This window comes from Mycobacterium sp. JS623, assembly GCF_000328565.1.
Classification (GTDB): domain Bacteria; phylum Actinomycetota; class Actinomycetes; order Mycobacteriales; family Mycobacteriaceae; genus Mycobacterium.
This window is the reverse complement of the sequence record NC_019958.1, coordinates 115,206-133,980: the sequence shown is the minus strand read 5'-3', so window position 1 is coordinate 133,980 and position 18,775 is coordinate 115,206. Positions and strand designations below refer to the sequence as shown.

Here is an 18,775-nt window from a genome sequence, read left to right as displayed (position 1 = left end):
GTCCAGGGGCCGGACGGGGAGGCGGACTCGGACCGAAGCGGTGCTATACACGCATGCACTGCACCCCCTGCACTCACCGAAATACACACTGAGGCAGACACGGCACCTGGGAAAACGTGTGTGTTCCACGCTATCGACGCTTTACGCGCAAGCATTGTCTGCATTGCACCCCATAGGGAGGTGTCGCCAGGTCCTGACGGCGAGGAGATCGGGGTGCGACCGACCGCATGGGGACCATCTGGGGCCACTGGGAGTGCAGCCGCACGACAGCCCTCTAAACCGCCGTGTTCGGCTGAAACCCGACCGGGCAGCGCTTTTCATCGCGATCAGACCATGTGCGTCGATCATCACCCGCCCCGAAGGCCGGCGCGCGGACCGCTCTACGCAGCACCCACGCCTGGCGGCGACTCCGGCTGGGGCGACGGCGATCGGGCTTTGCTCGCACCCGGATTCCTGAAACTGGTTCATCGCTGCTCTTCCGGCAGCCAAGTCCTCTCACGAGTAGCACCGCGTGAATCTCCCGCGCTGGCTGTGAGGCGGACACCCCGCCGTCGGAGCCGAACACTGTGCCCGGGCACAGCGACGGCGATATCGACCACCACACACGGGGTGCAGCGTCGAGTGACGTCATCTCGGTCAGCGCGCCGGCGACGCATTCGACGGCCGTCACGGTGTCACCGAGACTCGAAAAACGAGACGCCGCAGGGGATATGGCGCCGAAGAAACTTTGTGCCCCGTAGAAGTGTCGTGTCGCGCCGGCCTCAAGGGGCGTTGTTAGGTTCCCCGCATGAACGGCCCGCCACCGCGGTCCGTTCACCCCGAACCACCGGACCACGAACCGCGCCACCTGATCGGCGGGACATGGCCAACGACTGCAGAGGAGTCCTGATGCTGGACCTCATCGAACCGGCGGTGACCGCACTGGCCGCCCACGGACAGACCGTGCACATCCTGGCCGACATCTCCAGTGACGGCACCTCCAACGGGGCCATCATGAGCATCGTGCGTCGGGTGATCCTGGCCGTCGCCGTCATCGGCGGCGGAGCCTTCGGGGTTCACGCGCTACGGGTCTACATGGAAAAGGACCCCGGTAAGACCAAGAAGCTGATCGACGAGGCGAAGGCCTTCGCGTTGTTGGAGGGATTCCTCGGTGTCATCTGGGTGATCGCCGAACTCGCCCAGAACGTCTTCGGCGGCGCGGCGAGCTAGTTCAAGCCGTTAACGGACACCACCCCACGGGAGAAGGCAGCTGCAATGCGCGTATCGAGAATCTTCAACGGCGTCGACCGAGTCGCCGTGGAGTGGACGATCCTCGGGCAGCGCTACCGGCTACCCACGATGAGTCTGATGGTTGTCAGCATGGCCGGCGGCGTCGCGGTTGCGTTGCTCGCCAACGCCTGGGTCGGCCTGGCGGCGACCGCTGTCGCGGCCGCAGCGACGGTCGCCGCCAACTGGAACCTCAACCGGATGGATCCCGACGGCGCCTTGGGGGAGACCACCCAACTGGCCCTGCTGTGGCGTGCGGCCCGCAACCCCTACATCACCAACACCGGAAGGCGCTGACGCTCCATGGGTGACTACTTCCCGGCCCTCAAGAAGCAAGACGGCAACATCCTCTACACCGCCGACGGCACCGTCTGGGCCGTGTACCTCCTGCGGGGTATCAACACCAACCCCTACGACGTCGACAAGATCGACGCTTGCCAAGCCGCACACGACCGGCTGTTCACCCAATTGTCGAAGCTGCGCGCCACGGACTTCCTCCTGATGGGCGCCAAAGCCAAGACCCCCGCCGCCACGATCATGGCCCGGTGCGCGGCCGGCATCCCGAACTTCACCAAGGAGAACTATCCCGAGCTCGACGACCAGTTCAACGCGCTCTACACCAAGGTCGCCAAAACTGGTGAACTCGCCGAGTACCAACGCATCTACCTGCTGGCGATCGGGTTCCCCGTCAGCCGCTCGATCGTCGAGTCATTGCTGTCATCGGTAGCCGTGATCGACCCGCACCGCAACGTCTCACGACGCACTATCACCGAGCTGGAGAACCAGTACTTCCGCGCACTGCCGCGTGAGTTCCTCCCGATCCGCGCCACCGAGGAACACACCGCGTGGATGTTCGACCGGATCCGGCTGCGCGGCATCACCGTCCCAGACTTCCCTGATGCCACCGTCACCCGCGCTGCCGTGCGCAACCCGCGCAGCTTCCCCGAGGTCCACATCAACAAGGCCGCCGACACCGACTCGCTCTACGAGGACTTCATCCAAAAGGTCAAAGACGACAACCCGGCAGTCACCGAGCGCGGGGGCCGCGGTCTGCCCACCGCGGCCCTGAGCGTCGCATGCCTGGCCGCGGCGGCCGCCGCGGCCACGTTGACCACCTATCGCTGGGTCGGCATCGCGCTCACGGCGCTGGCGATCGCCGCAGTCGTGGTGGGCAGCGTCATCGTCAAAAGCTCCTCCCAGAACGCCCGCAACACCTTGCGCCAGAACTTCAAGTCCACGCGATGGTCTCAGGCTCTGGCCGTGCACAACGTCGAGACGCGATCCCCGGAGTTCCCCGACGGCTACACCAGCTATCAAACCCAGATCGCCATCTCGAGGTACCCGTCGGTCGACAGCTTCGACATCAACACCTTCACCTATCTCGTCGACCAGGAGATCGACGTCGACGCCGACTTCGCGTTGCGCTTCGACTTCTCCCAAGCACTGATCAGCAAGACCGGGATGCGCCGCGCACGCCGAGAACTCGACGCCGAAGACGCCGCCAACACCCAAGACGAATTTGACGCCGAGGATTACGCCGATCAGCGCGGCGAGCAGCGCGATTTCCGCCGCCACGTCAAAGACGAATCCGGTCCCCGCGGCATGCGCGTCGCAGCGATCTTTTCCTTCGCCCACCAACACCTCGAAACGCTCGACGAGCGGGTCGGGGCGATCACCCAGCACTTCACCGACCACGGCTTCACCCCGTTGACCCCCGTGGGCGGCCAGTTCGACTTGTGGCAGGCCATGATCCCCGGCGCACCCTGCCCGGCAGTGGTCGAAGACCTCAAGCAAGCAACCACGGTCGGTTTGTTCAGCGGATTCATGCCCATCCGGCGCACCGTCGTCGGTGACCCGGTCGGCATCCCCGTGATGATCAACGAAGAGAACGCCCTCGGGCAGATCGTTCACTGGGACATCCTCAACGCCACCGACAAGGGCAACGCCTCCACCGCCGCCAACGGCGCTCAAGGCGCCGGCAAGTCCGAATTCGTCAAAAGCCTGATCGGATGGATGCACGACTTGCGTCGACCGTGCCACATCATCGACCAGGACCCCGCCGGTGAATACGTCGTGTTCGCGCAATCGCTGACCCGACCCGAGATCATCGACGTCACCGACCCGACCGCCGAGCTCGGCGGCGGCCTGTCGCTCGACATTCTCAAGTGCTTCCCGCCTGCGGAGGCTGCCCGGATCTTCCTCGACCTGTGGCTGCCGCTGCTCGGCTTCGACCGCCGCAGCGAGGAGGTGGCCCTGCTGGCCAACGTGCTGGCCCCCGACTACCGGCAAGCGATGCGCATCGCCTCCACCCGCGACCTGATCGAGCACCTGCCGACCATCGTGGGACAAGTCTCACGCAACCTCAACCTCGCGCTGTCCTCATGGGCGCGGCTTCCCTACACCCACGCGTTCATCGACCCGGTCATCAACGGCGAACGCATCACCTACCCCGGCTTCACGCCGCGAGCGCAAACCGTGGTCTTCCGGACCCACAAACTGTCGGTGCATCGCCCCAAGCCGGGCGAGTCTGCCTCTGAGGCAGAGGATTCGCAGAAATTCGCCGCGATGGCCTACACCGCGATCGCTCACCTCACCGCGGAACGGTTCGCCGCGATCCCAGGCGCGTGCGCGTTCGTCGCCGACGAACTGAAACTGCTCAAGGGCTCCAAGGTGATGCAACGCCTCGTCGAACAACCCGACCGGATGGGCCGTAAAGCCGGCAACTTCGTCCTCATCGCCTTCCAGCTCGCAGCCGACGCCGACGAACACACCGCACTCATCGAACGCAAACTCGTCATGCGCCAGAAAACCAGGGACAACGCCGCCGCGAGCCTGCGCTGGGCCGACGTCCCACCCACGCAGCGCCTGGTCACCCGCAGCGTTGAGGACACCTCGCCCACTGACCCCGAGACCAAGCAACCCCTCGCCAACCGCGCCGGCGAAGGCTGGTACAACGACAGCGGCAACATCGCCCGTGTCCGCACCATCGGACATCTCCTGCCGCAGCGACGCCGCTACAGCGACACCACCTCGTCCAAGCGCATCCGGGCCCGCGACCTCATCGCGACGTCGTCGGCCGCGCCGATGCCGACAGGGTCTGCGGCAGACGGGGTCGCGTCGTGACCACGATGCTGCCCGCCGCGCCGCCGCCGCTGCCCGGCCCAGACATCCCCGCCACCCAGCCGGCCAATCCGTTCCTCGACTGGCTCAACCTGTCCGACAGCGACGGTGGCCAGATCGCCCACTACCGCCTGTTGCTGGAACCGAAATTCTTCGACATCCTGCACCGGACGGTCTACAGCGGCGCAGCCGAGACCTTCTACAGCATCTATCTTCTCGGGGCCTCGTACGCGGCCGCCCTGATGAAACTCATCCTCGACCCGAACCTGTGGCTCGACCCGCTGACCAACTTCTACAACGGGATCACCTCCCGGGTCTACGCCGTGCTCCCACCCACAGCGATCATGGTCGGCACCTTCGCCATCCTGCTGCTCAGCGTCTTCGTCGTACGCTCCGGCCCCAAGCCAGCTGGCCCCCCGGGCCGCCCGGCTACCGCGGCACCGCCGCTGTTCGATCAATGGCTGCCCTCGAACACGCAAATCGCCAAAGCACAATGGCAACGCCTCGGATCCGGGCTGGTCATGATGGCCGTCGTCGTCGTGCTGGCCGCCAATCCGTTCAAGATCATTCAGGAGATCATCAACGCGGTCTTGGCCCTGTCTTCGACGCTGTCCTTCACCGGTGGCGACGCCGACGCGACCACGAACTACGTCACCACCGCCCACAACGACATGATCCGGTCGGTCACCTTCCTGGTGAACTACCGCGAATTCCTTGACCCGGCGTGCGCCCGCCTGTGGTCGCTCAGCATCAACGTCGGCGGTGCCAACCCCGCCTGCTTGACCCCCAACCAAGCGACGGGCGCCGACCCCGACCTGTGGACGGTGCTCATCGCCGCAGCGGCCGTGGTCATCGCCTGGGGCTTCCTCAGCTTCAGCATCATCGTCGCCCTCGAATTTTTCAAACACCTCTCCCTGGCCGTCGGCTACTTCATCGGCGCGACCTGGGTCGCCGCCCTCACCCTCGGGAACCGCCGCCCCTACGACCCGCTGGCCACCGCAGCCAGCCGTGGCGCCGTGCACTTCCTGCTCGCGATCGCCGTCCTGTTCGTCTCCGCTACCGGACCCACGCTCTTCCTGCAGCTCATCACCTCGGTTCTGTCGTTCCTTCCCACCCTCATTCAGGTTCTCCTGGCCGCCGGCGGCTACTACCTCTCCGGGAAGTTCATCCTGTTCCTCATGGAGAAGAAGACCTCGCTGTTCAGCCTCTTCAAGTCGAAGGTCACCGCATCCAAAACCTGGCTCAACCTGTATCCGCCGAACCCCCCAGCCACGGTCACGTCCACCGCGCTCGGCGGCGCCCTCGACCAACCCACAGCCTGGGCCAAACGCAACTACCAGCAGCTACGTGAGCGCACCACCAATCAGTGGAGCAAACTCAAAGACACAGCCACCGCATGGGGTGCAAGCCAGGAAGGGAGCGCGAGCATGCCGACGTCGATCCTGCCGGACACACCGGAATTCATCGCCGCCACAGAGCGCATCAAACTCGCCGACAAGCCCACCGACACCGTCGTCGTCTCCGGCCTCGGCAACATCGCTACGGCCGATGATCAGGGCGCTAGCACTGCTGAGACGGCCGCACCGGTAGCAGTGCTTGGACCCGCAGGGGCCCTCCTGCCCGCCATGCCGGCCCCGATCGGCAGCGCCCCACTGCCCGCGACCGACGTGCCGCCGGTCTGGTTCCGCAGTGGAATACCGCAGCTCGTGCCGCCACGCGACCACGTGATCCCAGCGATCGCCGCCACCGCGGAACAGGACGCACAGTCGGTCACGGCAGGCGCGACCGAGCAGGACGTGGCAACCGTCCCACCAGCGGCAGCAAACACGCAGCGAGCCCGCCGTCTGGACTCCGTACGCGCTGAAGCCGCACAACTTCACGGCCAGACGACGCCGCAATTGTCACCTGACGACGCCATTGCGCGCACCACCGCACTATTCCGGAGTTACCGTCCCACGCCGACCTCACCCGCTGAACCGCCCCACAGAACCGACTTGCCAGGGCTGCGGTCGGTGGTGTCGGCGGCCCAGTGGACCCAGAAGTTCAATCATGCCCGCAACGTGCTGCTCGCCCGGGGTGTCGAGGCCATCCCGCAAGTTCCTGCGGACGAGGAGGACATAGACCGCCTAGTGTTTGCAGAGGACACATCAGGGCTGATCCGCATCGAGCGGAAAAATGATCGTGGTTTCGGGGACTGGATATGACAGCCACCCGCCAAACAACTGTAAACTTCGCCGTAAGAATCGACGCCGCGCCAGCCGGGGGACAGGGACAATGACCAAATACAACAGCAGCGAACTCGACAGCGCCGCGCTGCGCGCCGCCCAGGATCGTTTCGCCAACGAGAACCGGTCCGCCGAACCAGGCAGCCAACCGCCCGCACCGCCCGCCGCCCCCGACCAGCCCGACACCGGACAGGCAGCGCCCTCGCTGGGACAGGCACTGGAATCACAGGCGGCCCCCGACAACGAACCGCCACCGCCAGCGCACAACCCCGCTGCACCGGAATACCCCGACACCCAGACTCCGGCGGCCGCGCTCGAACCCGAACCGAACGCCGACCCCGCGCCGCCGGCCAACCGCACCGCGGTGCCGCCGCTCTACCACCCGACCCCCGACGCGCCACGCCACGCAACTCCCGACACGCCCGCCGCTGGCAACCCCCCGCAGCCCGCCCCGCCACCGGCGCCGGGATTGCCGCCGCGGCCGACGCACTACGGACCACCGCAGCCTCCCAACCCGGCACTCTCACCGGTCTCACCGCAACGGCCCACACAGCAGTTCACCCCGCCGCCTCCTCCGAGCTGGCCGCAGCGACCGGCAGGCTTCGGCGCCCAATCCCACCCTGACGTCGAGCGCACCGAGGTCGTGCAGCGCCGCGACGTCTACCCCGGACCGGGCAGTGACTGGCCCCGTCCGCCGCAGACGCCGGCCGCGCCCCCGCAAGAGGGCTACGGCGGCTACCCGTCGCAGCCTCCCGGACCCGGCCCCGACGCCGGCTACGGCCAGCCGCCTCGCGGAGGGTTCACCGCCACCCCACGCCAGCCCGCGCCGTTCACCCCGGCAGGTGACCGCGGCGTCGACCGATCCTTCACCCTGCAAAGCCAACGCAAAGAAGGCCCTCAGCAGGGATGGCGCGCCAAGCTGCACCGCATGCACATCCCGGTCGGCAAGAGCGCGGCCGAAGCCGAGTACGACCTCGACATCTCCAAGATCAACAAGGTCCTGCGCTACCCGAAAGCCATCGGTTTCGCCGCACTCAAGGGCGGTGTCGGCAAGACGGTCTGCGCGATGAGCATCGCCTCCACCATCGCCGCCCACCGGCAGAAGGGCGAGGTCGTCGCCCTGGACACCGATCACAGTGGATCCCTGGCCCGTCGCGTGCGCGGCGACCAGATCAGCGACATCAAGCGCTTCGTCGCCGACGAGCAGCTGTACTCAACCAACGACGTCAAGGCCCACATGCAGTCCAATCACCACCGCCTGTCGGTGCTGGGCTCCAGCCGCGAACCGTTGGCCACCGCCTTGACCCCCGAGGAATACCTGCGGGCACTGGAGGTCCTGCAGGCCGGGCACTTATTCACCATCGTCGACATGGACCACTCGGCAGCCTCACCGGCCTATGAGACCGTCATGCGCAGCCTCGACGCCCTCGTCGTGGTCACCGCAACATCGCTCGACAGCGCCGAAGCCAGCCAGGACATCATGGACTGGCTGCGAGCCCGCAAACTCAACGAATTGCTCACGCGCACAGTGGTGTTGATCAATCATCAGAGCCCGGCCAAGCCGCACCTGGACCTCGACGCCACCGTGTCGCACTTCCGCAACAGCGAGCAACACGAGGTGCTCGAGATCCCGTGGGACGAGCACCTCGCCGAGGCCGGACCGATCAACCTCGATCTGCTCAACAAGACGACCCGCCGCCAGTTCGTCAAGGTCGCCGCCATGCTCGTCGACAGCTTGCCGCCCACCTGAAAACCACCGACCCACCGATAGCCCGACGTCACCACATCGCACACCGCCTACGAGGGGAGTTCCACCATGACCGAAACCAACGTGATCACCGACCGCCAGCGCATCGCCGACACCGTCAACGCCGGCCTCAACGAACTCGACCAGCTGCGCAACAACTTCGAGGACGCCCAGCGCCGGGTGTCCGAGGCGCAGGAAGCAGAAACCCACGCCGGCGAGGTCTACGCCAACAAGATCAACGAAGTGCTCGCCACCGGCTGGGCCACCCCGCAAGGCCTCGCCGCCCAGGGCCACGAAGCCCCCAAGCGGCGAACGACCACCGGCCGCAGCAAGCGCCACAGCGCCAACGACGCCACACCGCACGACAACGGCGACAACAGCTAGGCCCTCTTCGCCACGCCGCGTCGACCAAACCACACCAATCACTTTCCCGGGGGAAGCGAGCACCACTCCATGGCCACTACACAAGCCGAAGCGCGGGTCCAGATCACCGTCCCCGGGCACGTCATCGACGTGCCCATGTCGAACTACATGCTCATCGGGGACAGCCTGGCAGAACTGATCCCGTTCCTGCGCAACGAACTTGAACGCGTCGGCAAAGACGCCAGCTGGCTCGCCGACCCCGATGCCCACTGGACACTTCGCCGCCCCTTCCACACCCAACCGCTAGATCCCGAGAAAACACTCGACGCCGAGAAGGTCCGCGACGGATCCCGCCTACTGCTCGTCAAACTCGACCCAGGGGAGAAGTACCCGCCCCTCATCGACGACGTCGCCGAAGCAATCACCTACTGGCTACGCGAACACTTCCCCTCCTGGGACGGCCGCGTCTCCCAACGCGTCACCCTCGTCGTCACACCCGCCGTCGTCGCGTTCGTATGCGCGCTCGCGATCTTCTGGACCTCCACCGCCACACCCAACTTCACCGCCCGACTGGTCGTCTGCACGCTCATGGTCATCGGAGCCGTACTGGCAGCAGCCATTTCAATCGTGGTCGTACGAACAGACAAAGACAGTTACACGCCCATCGTGGCGCCATTCCTCACCATCACCTACCTCCTCGCCGGCACCGCCGCGCTTCTGATCACCCCACGGCCACTAGGCATCTACCAACTCGTCGCCGCCGGCGCCGTCCTATTCACCCTGTCGGTATCCCTGGCCGTCATCACCCGAGCCAACGCCCGCCTGCACTACGGAATAGCCTCTGCTGCAGCCGCCGTCACCATCATCGCCGCACTGAACATGGCCTACCGCAGCCCCACCGCCGTCCTCGGCGTCCAGCTGATCGCCCTGTGCTTCCTCACCATCTTGGTCAGCGGCCGAATCTCCCTGGCACTGGCACGCATCTCCTTGCCCTACGTCCCGGCCACCGGTGAGAGCTACGTCAAAGGCAACGACCGAGCCGGCGATCTCGACGCCGGCGACCTGCCCCGCGATGGCCGCGCCAACGAATCCATCCTCAACCAGGAACAGCAGACACTCACCGCCTACGACTGCATCGTCGGCATCCTGACCGGCGCCCTCGTAACACTCTGCGCCACTGGCTTTTTCGCAGGACGAGCCATGGACAACCACCAATGGATCATCTTCGCGGCCGTGCTCACCACCGCGCTGGCGCTCCTCTACCGCGGCAAGAGCTACGACGACGCCCGACTGCAAGGCATCACCTTGATAGCCACAGCCCTCCTGCTCGCGGCCTTCGGCGCAGGCCTGCTGGCATCCCCGGCCTACGCAGACAATCAGCTGCGCGCCGCCATCGTGATCGGCATCCTGGTCCTCGGCACGCTCATAGCCACCGTCTACTCAATCCAGCAACGCCGCATAGTCAGCCCTGTCGTCAACCGACTCCTGGAACGCGTCGAATGGCTGCTCTACGCCGCACCGCTGGTCTACGTGGTTCTCGCCATGGACCTCTTCCAGAAGGCCCGAGCGCGCTGATGCTGCGCGCACTGCAGCGGGCGGCGGCGATCACCGCGACCCTCCTGATCCCCGTCGGGATCGGGCTGGCACCCCAAGCGGCCGCGATCCCCGCACCCCAAATCGATCCCGCCGTCGACATCGCCCCACCCGACGGCGATCCCGGGCCCGCCGTACCCATGAAACAGACATCCGTATGCGCGACGTCCGCTGTCTTGGCCGAGTCGCAATTCCGAACCATCCCCGCCAGCGCGGTATTCGACGTCGAAGGGCTACACAACTTCGCCCGCGGCGACGGCCAGGTCGTGGCCGTCATCGACTCCGGCGTCCAACCAGTATCTCGCCTCCCGCGACTAAGGGGAGGCGGCGACTATATCGCTCGAGGCGACGGCCTCTCCGACTGCGACCACCACGGCACCCTGGTCGCCGGAATCATCGCTTCGGCGCCCTCACCCAACGACGGATTCGTCGGCGTCGCCCCCGGCGCCGAAATCTTGTCCATCCGCCAAACCAGCGCCGCCTACAGCGAAGACAACCCACCCCAAGGCTGGTCAGAAGCCGACCGCTCCGCAGCGAACCTCTCCGCACTGGCCCGCTCCATCGTCCACGCAGCCAACCTCGGCGCCACCGTCATCAACCTGTCCGTCACTGCCTGCGTCGACGCGGGCAGCCCCGTCGACCTCCGCGAGCTCGCCGGCGCCCTCTACTACGCCGCCGTAGTCAAGAACGTCGTGGTCGTCTCCGCCGCCGGCAACATCGGCGGCCAGACCTGCCAACCCAACCCCGGCTACGACCCCGCCAACCCCGCGGACCCCCGCAACTGGGAAGGCGTACGCAGCGTCTCACTACCCTCGTACTTCTCCGACCTCGTCTTGTCCGTAGCCGGAACAACGTTGACCGGTGACCCCTACGTCAACACCATGCCAGGCCCCTGGGTCGGAGTCGCAGCACCGGCAATGAACATCGTCTCCCTCGACCCGACCGAGCCCACTCCCGGAGCGCTCACCAACGCCGCGATCGTCAAAAGCGTGCCCACCCCGGTCAACGGAACCTCCTTCGCCACCGCCTACGTCTCCGGCCTGGCAGCCCTGATCCGCGAAAAGCACCCAGAACTCACCGCACACCAGGTCATCAACCGCATCCTCGCGTCGGCACACACCCCCGCCGACGGCCTCAACAACACGCTCGGAGCAGGCGTCATCGACCCAGTCGCCGCGCTGACCGCACAAATCGCCCCCGGCGACCCGATCGCCGCCGGCGTGCCCAGCGTCCACGCCCCCACCCCAACACCGCCACCCACCCCCGATCACACCGCGCGCAACGTCGCCTTCATCGCACTAGCCGCCGGCGCAGCCGTCCTCATCACCGTTGCCCTGGCCATCTTCGCCTTCCGAAAGAAACCCGCGTGACCACCAACGACCATCACACTCCGCCAGCGGCCACGGCGCCCGGTCGCCGGTACGCACCGACCACGAGGACCTCGCGATGAAAAACGACCGCCGAATCGGCGTCGAACTCGGCCCGCCCAACATCATGTTCCTCGTCATCGTCGGCATCGCCGCCGTACTGACGACAGCCCTGCTCGACCTCAAACCTCCTGTCCTATGGGAAGTCTGGGCCGTAGTCGCGCTCGTCACCCTTCTGATCGGAGTGCTCACCTACCGATCCCGCACCCTGATCGGCTGGATCCACCGACGTCTGACCCTGCGCCGCAGCCCACGCAACACCATCGCCATCTACGAAGCAGACGGCGTCGGATTCACCTGGGACGGCGACCGCGCCGCCGCCTACATCGAGGTCCTCCCGCAGGCATACGCCACCACCGTGATCGGAACCGACCGCGAAACCGTCATCCGCGCTCTCCCCATGGACGACATCCGAGAAGAACTTGTACAGTTCGACATTCACTGCGACGCCGTCACCGCGGTCACCGTCGGATACAACTATGAGCGTCCGAGCCAAGCAGCGACCGCCCTACAAGCCGCCATCGGACCAGTCGACGCCCTGCTCTACGGAAGAACCTTCATCGAAGTCGGCGTCAACTTGTCAGATTCGCTCGACAGCGTCTACGCCCGCCGCGGCTCCGACGACATCCCCGCCGGGATCAGCCGCACCGTCAAAATCGCCGCCGAACGCATCCGCCGCCGCGTTGCCCACGCCGGCTGGAACACCCAAATCCTCGCCAAGATCGCCCTCCAGGAACTCCACGCCGACCTCGCCCCGCAGTTCACCACCGCACTGGCTCAGGAACACTGGTCCTCCTGCGGGCCAAACTCCATGCGCGCCATCGCGTTTACGCCCGCGGCAAACGCATGGACCACCGGCAACTACCGCGAGTGGTGCCGACTCAACACCCACCGCCAGGTGCACATCGTCCGGCTCGAACGGCTACGCAGCGGCCGCGACCATGCCGAAATGTACGTCGGATTCCTCACCGCCGATCCCAGCGCGCTGTCCACCGTCACCGCTCTCGGCCTTCGACGCGAACACGGCCAACAGGGCGACATCTTCAGCGCAGCATTACCTTTGGCTAAAACGGTCCGCACCACCGCCGTCGCAGGCAAGACGCTGGCCGAGGACACCTCGTTCCCGATCCCGCTAGCTCCCGGCGGCATCGGCACCTTCATCGGGCACACCGCGAACCGCGCACAGGTCTTCGTCAACTTCACCGTGGGCTCCGAACCCTTCTACGTATTCGGCCCTGCGGTGATGTGCCAGCAGCTCCTCGTCTGGCTCTCCACCAGTGGCCGCAGCATCGACATCACGCTGCCGGGCGACGAATGGAAACTCTTCGCCTCACGCATCGGAGCCACCTACGGCACCCATCGCGACGCGGACATCATCGTCAGCGACAACAACTCCTACACCGATCCCACCCACGCCCACCAGGTGCGCCTCGTCTGGTCGACCACAGCACCCGACGCTGCGCCGGGTTACGCGATCGTCGCCGGCCCAGAGGAATGCATCCTGCACACTCCCACCGGGCAGATCCGCTACCGCTGGTCGGTGTCCACAGCCGAGGAGTCCTTCTTCACCGTGGCACGGCCTCAACGTCGCGAGCCCGCCAAACGCACCCCAGTCGGCGCAACACCGTCACTGCGGGCAGAGGCGCCCAAGCGTCCAGAGTTGCCCAGGGCTTCCGAACGACCAACCCGCCGGCTGCCACCGCCGCCGCCGCGGCCCGAGCCGCCGACCGGCGGTAGACACGCAACACCCACACCGCGACCGCCGCAACGCTAAAAACGAAGCCACAGTTTGCCTTTGAGCTACATCCGCTGGAACCCCAAGCCTGCATGAACATGACGATGAGGACGACCGTGAACACAGCCACAAAAGCCGCCATCACCGCTGCAGCCACGACAATGTGGCTCGGCACCCTACTCGCGCCCGCCGCGTCCGCCGACGAGCCGGTGATCCACTCCCTCGGCAGCCCAGCCCACTTGGTGAATGGCGACATCGTGCAGGCCTGGACCGTCAGAGACCTCAAACCCAGCACAGACACCATCGCCTACCCCGTGGCCGGAACCCTCTGGGAGGCAACGGCTACAGACACCGCAGTGCGCGGCACCGTCCAGCCAGTCGTATCCAATCTCAACGCCCGGGCCCGCAGCGGACAGACCTACCGGGTGCTGTTCGGCGTCGCCACACCCCAAGGGGTCAACCCGGCGCCGCTGGCCGAAGGGGAACAGACCACCGGCAAGGTGTACTTCGACATCACCGGAGACACCCCGGACAGCGTGCTCTACAACGCCGGTGGCCCCGATCTCGCGGTATGGGTCCAGCAGCCATCCAACTCGTCGCCGCGACCCACGCAGTACGACGCAGGATCGCCCACGAGATCGTCGTCGGCTGGTGGAGGCCCCGCTGCCCCGACAGCTGAGGCCACGCCCGCCGAGCCGACCCCAGTCGGTACACCCGCCGCAGCCCCCGCCGCCGCTGGCACACCCGTCGTCCCCGGAAGCCAGGGGACCCCCGTCAACCCGGGCAGCAGCGGCACACCCGTCGGCCCAGGAAGCCAAGGCACCCCCATCCCCGGCAGCGCAGGTACACCGGCCCCATCGGCCGCAGCCACCCCACCCCCGGGCCCCGAGACAGGTCCGGCGCCGGCCACAGTTACACCCGCGGCGAGTCCCGGCGCAGCGCCCACGGGCAGCTCCGGCACTCCAGCAGTCGGGAGTTCGACCGCCGCGGCGCAAACCCCGCTTACAGCGCCATCGACAACCATCACCGCACCTCCCGCCGGCGAGCAGCGATAGCGTCGAATTGAGCGCCAGCCGCGGTTAACGCCCAGGCTGTGAAGAGTGTCGAGAATCACGAAAAGTCAATGATGCGAAGGACTATCACCTTCACGTGCTGATCGTTCATGGCGTAGTGACAAGGCCTCGCCCCGGCGAACTCCGCGGTCCACTGATCAGTCTGCTTGTCGCGTACGTGCTTCGGGATCGTCAAGGATCAGCGCGAGCTTCGCATCGAAGGCCCGTCGGAGATCGGGCGACAGATCAGCGCGCTGCCGGCTCGCGATCTCCAGCCAGATCGGCGCGTACATCAGATCGGCGTCGACCTCAGCCCATGGAAGTCACCGCGAGCGACCTGCTCGATGACAGCCTTCTCTTCGGGAGTAGAGGGTTCAGGCGAAGATGTGCGCGTCCCCACCACCGGTCGAGCACCGCAGTCACGCGGGATAAATCGAAGTCGTCATCGGCCTCAGCGAGCGCGATCCGGAACTCGGCCTCGAATTCCGGGAGTTCATCAGGCGAGGCTTCGGCTAACGCGGCGCGAATGGCCGGCCCGCTGCGCTCGACGCGAACGTATTCCGGCATCGACTCACCCCTTGGTGGCACACCGGTCATCTGCCCCGACTCTCGCACGTAACACCGACAGCTTCGATCAATTCGTCGCGCTGTTCAGCGGTGGCCGACACTGAGCCCTGCCGCATCATCTGGTACGCGCCGGCCTGGGAGAACAGCAGGTAGGGGGAGTAGTCGGCGGCGGGGTCCATGGTCGTCACGGTGTCCAAGGCCGTGGCCTGAGCACTTAGCGTCCCTGCGGTCTGCTCGAATCGTTGCGCGAAGGACGGAAAGTCGATGCTGGCGTCGTTGGGGTGAGCGAGCCCGAACAGTATCCAGCCTTGAGCGACGGTGACGTCGGCGCCGGCGGGGATGCGCTCGATCACGGCTTGTGCTTCGGGCGTGGGCCTTCCGTCGGCATCCAGCGCCGGCGGCGGTGGCGCCGGGGCAGGCGCTGTTTCGTCGGTCCCCGGCGCCGATGCGCTGTCGGCAACCTGTGCGGCTGTCGGGGTCGGGGGAGTGGCGCAGATCGCCGGAACCTGCGGTTGGCCATCCCCGCCCCGCCCGCCGAAGATCCACGTCGTGGCGGTATCGGCGACGGTGATGGGGAACTGAGCGAGCGCCCCAGCTACCAGGAATCCGGCACCGACCACCGCCGCCGCGGCCAGGAGCAGCCATCGGCGCCGCGCAGCCCCGCGGCGGGACTTCATCATGGCCACCACTGCTGCGGGCACGCCGCGTCTGGCGGCAGAAACACCAGCGCGTGCCACGCGGATGAGCGAAGTTTCCATCGCTCAACGGTAAACTTCGCCGTACATTAGGCGGGTTTGTGCGCGTCGTGTTGGCCGTGATTCCGGGGCGGCGACCGTGCGTTTCGAGGGGAGGTCGACGTGGTAGCCGACGTGTTCGACCAACGTCACCTCATCGCCCTGTATCAGCGGGGTCTCATCAACGAGTTGCCGATCGAGCTGGGCCCCATGCCGGTCTTCGATCTCGGACCCAGCGTCGACGAGGATCTCAAGCGCTGGAACATCGTGGACCCGTCCACCAACGAACTGACCGAACCGGCCCAGGAGTACTTCGCTGGCCTCGTCGGCTACGAGTGGGCCGTGTGGGGCATCGTGCTGCTCTACAACCAGCGCAGGGAAATCGTCTCCGATCTCCCCGACGAATTCCTGCAGTACGGGGTCCAGTACGCGATCAGAGACGTGCCCCGCGTCAGTTTTCTCATCGGGTACCGCGAAGGCACCTTCACCACTGCGACACTGGCGGCGGGGCAACTTGCTTTGGCGACCGACCGCGCACGGAGCAACACCGACGAGCACCGCAACGAGGCGGTCGGGCAGATCATCATGGCCATCCTCGACCCGCAGAAGCAGTGGAAGCCCTACCCGATGGAACGGATCTCCATCCCGGCCACCGCCGCCGAAGCGCTCAAGCGCGACCGCACCGACGACACCGAGGACGTCCTCGAAACCACTCGCGACGGCCTGCGCGACGCTGGGATGGCCCGTACCACCGTGAGGGGGCTTGCCGAGCTGCTGGCCCAAGACAATGTCGCTGTCTCGCAGATCACCATCTCCCGCCGCGCCCCCCAGGGCAAACAGACCGTGTATCAGAACTCCATGGGTGTCATGTTCTTCGTCGGCGAGCCTGGCGGAGTCGTGGTCAGTTACCCGTCCCGCGGTCTGGACGGCCGTCAGTGGATCAACTACGAACCGGCCACCCCGGAGGCCATGACCGAGGCGGTAGCTGCCCTGCGACGCGGACTCGCAAGAGCCAACCCCGACGACATCACGCTGCGGTGAAAAACCCGTGAGAAACGAAACGCCGACCACGCGAAACTTGCGGGTGGCACCGCTCCTACGATCCGCTATTCTTGAACTCAAGTTTGCTGTTCAGCCTCGGGGAAAGGTGAATCCACAATGAGCGGAATTGTCGGAATCGGCAGTGTGCCAGCGATGGCCGGATCCGTCGCAGTGCTGCAGGGCATCCAAGCCCAGCTCGCCGCGATGGGCGCAGCCAACAGCGGTGTCGCAGCCAGCGTCGTCCCCGCAGGCAATGAGGGCGCCTCGGCACTGGCCATGGCCAAGCAGCAGTTGAACGCGGCCCAGTTCGCCGCCGCTTTCAACGCCGGCATCGAGCAGATGCTGGAGCTGAGTACCACCATCCAGGCCGCCTCCGCCACCACCGTGGCCACCGACCTCGGCAGCGCGCGCGCCATCTAGGGCTCGTCTCACCGCGCCGTGCCCCGATCCCGCAGGGCTGGGCACGAGCGCGATGCTGGCCCGGTGTCGACGCCAAGGGGATAAGGGAGAAGCACGGTGACTGCATCCTGGGAGCACTGCCCGCCCGAGATAAATTCTGTCCGGACGCTGCTCGACCCACACGCCGCCGCCGCCGCAGACCGCACCACCCGCTCTGAGCCGACACCGATAACCGCATCAGCGGACCAACACGATCAGGTGCAGCGATGACCGAGCCGTGGGGCGGCTACATCCCCGAGATCAACGCCGGCCGGCAAGAAACCGGAGCCGGCCCAGCAACCTGGCTCGCCTCTGCCACCATGTGGACCGACTTCGCCGCCCTCGTCGGCGAGGCGATGGCCGCCATGACCGCCGAGCTGGCCGCACTCGGAATCAACTGGCAAGGCCTCGCCCCCACCGCAATGGGGGCAGCAGTCGTCCCCTTCATGACCTGGCTAGCCACCATGGAAGCCAACGCCGCAGCCAACGCACTCTCCTGCCTGGCCGTCGCCGAAGCCTTCGCCATCTCCACTGGCACCATGATCCCCACCCCCGTGGTCAACATGAACCGCATCAGCGAGGCGATCGCTGAGGCCACCAACTTCCTCGGCGTCAACAGCGGCGTCATCCTCGCCCTCAACACCCAGTACGGCGAATTCTGGGGCAACAACGGCGGCTCGATGATGACCTACGACGGAGCAGTGCAGGCCGCCACCGTGCCCAAACCTGTAACCCCCCCACCACCGCTCGCCAACGCCGCAGGCGCCATGGGCCAGGTGGGCGAATCCGCCGCGCGCTCCGCAGCCGAATCAGCCATCGGCAACGGCACTGACGCGGCCATGCAGGCAGCCGGCCAGACCGGACAAGGCGCCACCCAAGCCGGCTCAACGGCCAGCGAAATCCCGCAAAGCATGATGAGCAGCGTCGGCCAATTCGCAAGCGCCCCAGGCCAACTGCTACAGGCCGCCAATCCCAGTACGCTGACCCAGCCTCTCCAATCGCTCATGGAACCCCTGCAATCGCTCTTCGGCAACATGGGGGGCAGCACCACCGACGCCGCCAGTTTCGGCATGGGCCCCGGCGCGCCGAGCCCGTTTACCGGCATCGCCGCATCGGCTGGATCGGGCGCCGGCGGCGACGCTGGCGGCGCGGGCGCCGGCGGCGGTTTCGTCGGTGGTGGCCTCGGCGGCGGAATGCTCGGACAGACCTACATGGGCGCCTCCGGAGGCCCGGTGAAGAGCCAGCAAGTGTTCTCCGGTGTGTCCGCCAGGCCGACCATCGAGACAGTCGGATCGATGGGCCCCAGTGGCAGCGGCGGTGGCGGTGGTATGTCCCCGATGATGGGGCATGGAGCTGGAGCGGGCGGTTCATCGGGTACCAAATCCCGGTCGGGGGACACGATCTTCGCGACACCCGATGCGGCACCGGCCGACGAACGCGGCGCCTGAAACTGGCAGGGCCAACCAG

General features: G+C 66.5%; 17 protein-coding genes. 14 read left to right on the top strand and 3 right to left on the bottom strand.

The window, feature by feature from the left end; translation table 11 throughout:
* The first annotated feature begins 888 nt into the window (after positions 1-888).
* The 10 genes from MYCSM_RS33840 to MYCSM_RS33795 all read left to right on the top strand — a co-directional run bounded on the left by MYCSM_RS33840 (position 889) and on the right by MYCSM_RS33795 (position 14,531).
* Entirely contained in the window at positions 889-1,209 is a 321-nt protein-coding gene (locus MYCSM_RS33840) for a hypothetical protein (protein WP_015298047.1), read from the top strand.
* Positions 1,210-1,254: 45 nt separating this feature from the next.
* Complete coding sequence (locus MYCSM_RS33835; protein ID WP_015298046.1) at positions 1,255-1,563, top strand: hypothetical protein; 309 nt, start codon at positions 1,255-1,257, stop codon at positions 1,561-1,563.
* Positions 1,564-1,569: 6 nt separating this feature from the next.
* Positions 1,570-4,389, top strand: coding sequence for an ATP-binding protein (locus tag MYCSM_RS33830; RefSeq protein ID WP_015298045.1), 2,820 nt, complete (start codon positions 1,570-1,572; stop codon positions 4,387-4,389).
* A gap of 5 nt (positions 4,390-4,394) precedes the next feature.
* Complete coding sequence (locus tag MYCSM_RS33825; protein ID WP_015298044.1) at positions 4,395-6,590, top strand: hypothetical protein; 2,196 nt, start codon at positions 4,395-4,397, stop codon at positions 6,588-6,590.
* A gap of 70 nt (positions 6,591-6,660) precedes the next feature.
* Entirely contained in the window at positions 6,661-8,361 is a 1,701-nt protein-coding gene (locus MYCSM_RS33820) for a nucleotide-binding protein (RefSeq protein WP_015298043.1), read from the top strand.
* Positions 8,362-8,427: 66 nt separating this feature from the next.
* Positions 8,428-8,742 (top strand): hypothetical protein, encoded by a 315-nt coding sequence (locus MYCSM_RS33815; RefSeq protein ID WP_015298042.1) that lies wholly within the window; start codon positions 8,428-8,430, stop codon positions 8,740-8,742.
* 69 nt (positions 8,743-8,811) lie between these two features.
* Entirely contained in the window at positions 8,812-10,296 is a 1,485-nt protein-coding gene (gene eccD / locus MYCSM_RS33810) for a type VII secretion integral membrane protein EccD (protein WP_015298041.1), read from the top strand.
* Entirely contained in the window at positions 10,296-11,684 is a 1,389-nt protein-coding gene (mycP, locus tag MYCSM_RS33805) for a type VII secretion-associated serine protease mycosin (RefSeq protein WP_015298040.1), read from the top strand. The genes eccD and mycP overlap by 1 nt, the downstream gene beginning before the upstream one ends.
* Before the next feature lie 76 nt (positions 11,685-11,760).
* Positions 11,761-13,515, top strand: coding sequence for a type VII secretion protein EccE (eccE, locus tag MYCSM_RS33800; RefSeq protein WP_015298039.1), 1,755 nt, complete (start codon positions 11,761-11,763; stop codon positions 13,513-13,515).
* A 53-nt stretch (positions 13,516-13,568) separates the two neighbouring features.
* On the top strand, positions 13,569-14,531 hold the full coding sequence (locus MYCSM_RS33795) for an MPT63 family protein (protein ID WP_015298038.1): 963 nt from the start codon (positions 13,569-13,571) through the stop codon (positions 14,529-14,531).
* A gap of 155 nt (positions 14,532-14,686) precedes the next feature.
* Here the strand turns inward: MYCSM_RS33795 and MYCSM_RS38815 are convergent, their stop codons facing one another.
* From MYCSM_RS38815 to MYCSM_RS33785, 3 genes are read right to left on the bottom strand one after another with little or no spacing between them, the layout of a single operon-like run.
* Entirely contained in the window at positions 14,687-14,821 is a 135-nt protein-coding gene (locus MYCSM_RS38815; protein WP_257720774.1) for a hypothetical protein, read from the bottom strand.
* A 16-nt stretch (positions 14,822-14,837) separates the two neighbouring features.
* The gene (locus MYCSM_RS33790; RefSeq protein ID WP_051074014.1) at positions 14,838-15,095 is read right to left on the bottom strand and encodes a DUF6247 family protein; all 258 of its coding nucleotides are present in this window, start codon (positions 15,093-15,095) and stop codon (positions 14,838-14,840) included.
* 26 nt (positions 15,096-15,121) lie between these two features.
* Positions 15,122-15,853: a hypothetical protein gene (locus MYCSM_RS33785; RefSeq protein WP_041316016.1), complete on the bottom strand. Its 732-nt coding sequence runs from the start codon at positions 15,851-15,853 to the stop codon at positions 15,122-15,124.
* A 99-nt stretch (positions 15,854-15,952) separates the two neighbouring features.
* Here MYCSM_RS33785 and MYCSM_RS33780 point away from each other — a divergent pair, with 99 nt between their 5' ends.
* From MYCSM_RS33780 to MYCSM_RS33770, 4 genes are all read left to right on the top strand, one after another.
* Positions 15,953-16,870 (top strand): ESX secretion-associated protein EspG, encoded by a 918-nt coding sequence (locus tag MYCSM_RS33780; protein ID WP_015298035.1) that lies wholly within the window; start codon positions 15,953-15,955, stop codon positions 16,868-16,870.
* Between the two features lie 117 nt (positions 16,871-16,987).
* Complete coding sequence (locus MYCSM_RS33775) at positions 16,988-17,290, top strand: hypothetical protein (RefSeq protein WP_015298034.1); 303 nt, start codon at positions 16,988-16,990, stop codon at positions 17,288-17,290.
* 96 nt (positions 17,291-17,386) lie between these two features.
* Positions 17,387-17,539 carry a hypothetical protein gene (locus MYCSM_RS38650; RefSeq protein ID WP_232425888.1) on the top strand — a complete coding sequence of 51 codons (153 nt, stop codon included), beginning with the start codon at positions 17,387-17,389 and terminating at the stop codon, positions 17,537-17,539.
* Positions 17,536-18,756, top strand: a complete 1,221-nt coding sequence (locus MYCSM_RS33770; protein ID WP_015298033.1) for a PPE family protein — start codon at positions 17,536-17,538, stop codon at positions 18,754-18,756. Before MYCSM_RS38650 ends, MYCSM_RS33770 begins: the two co-directional genes overlap by 4 nt.
* The last annotated feature ends 19 nt before the right edge of the window (positions 18,757-18,775 follow it).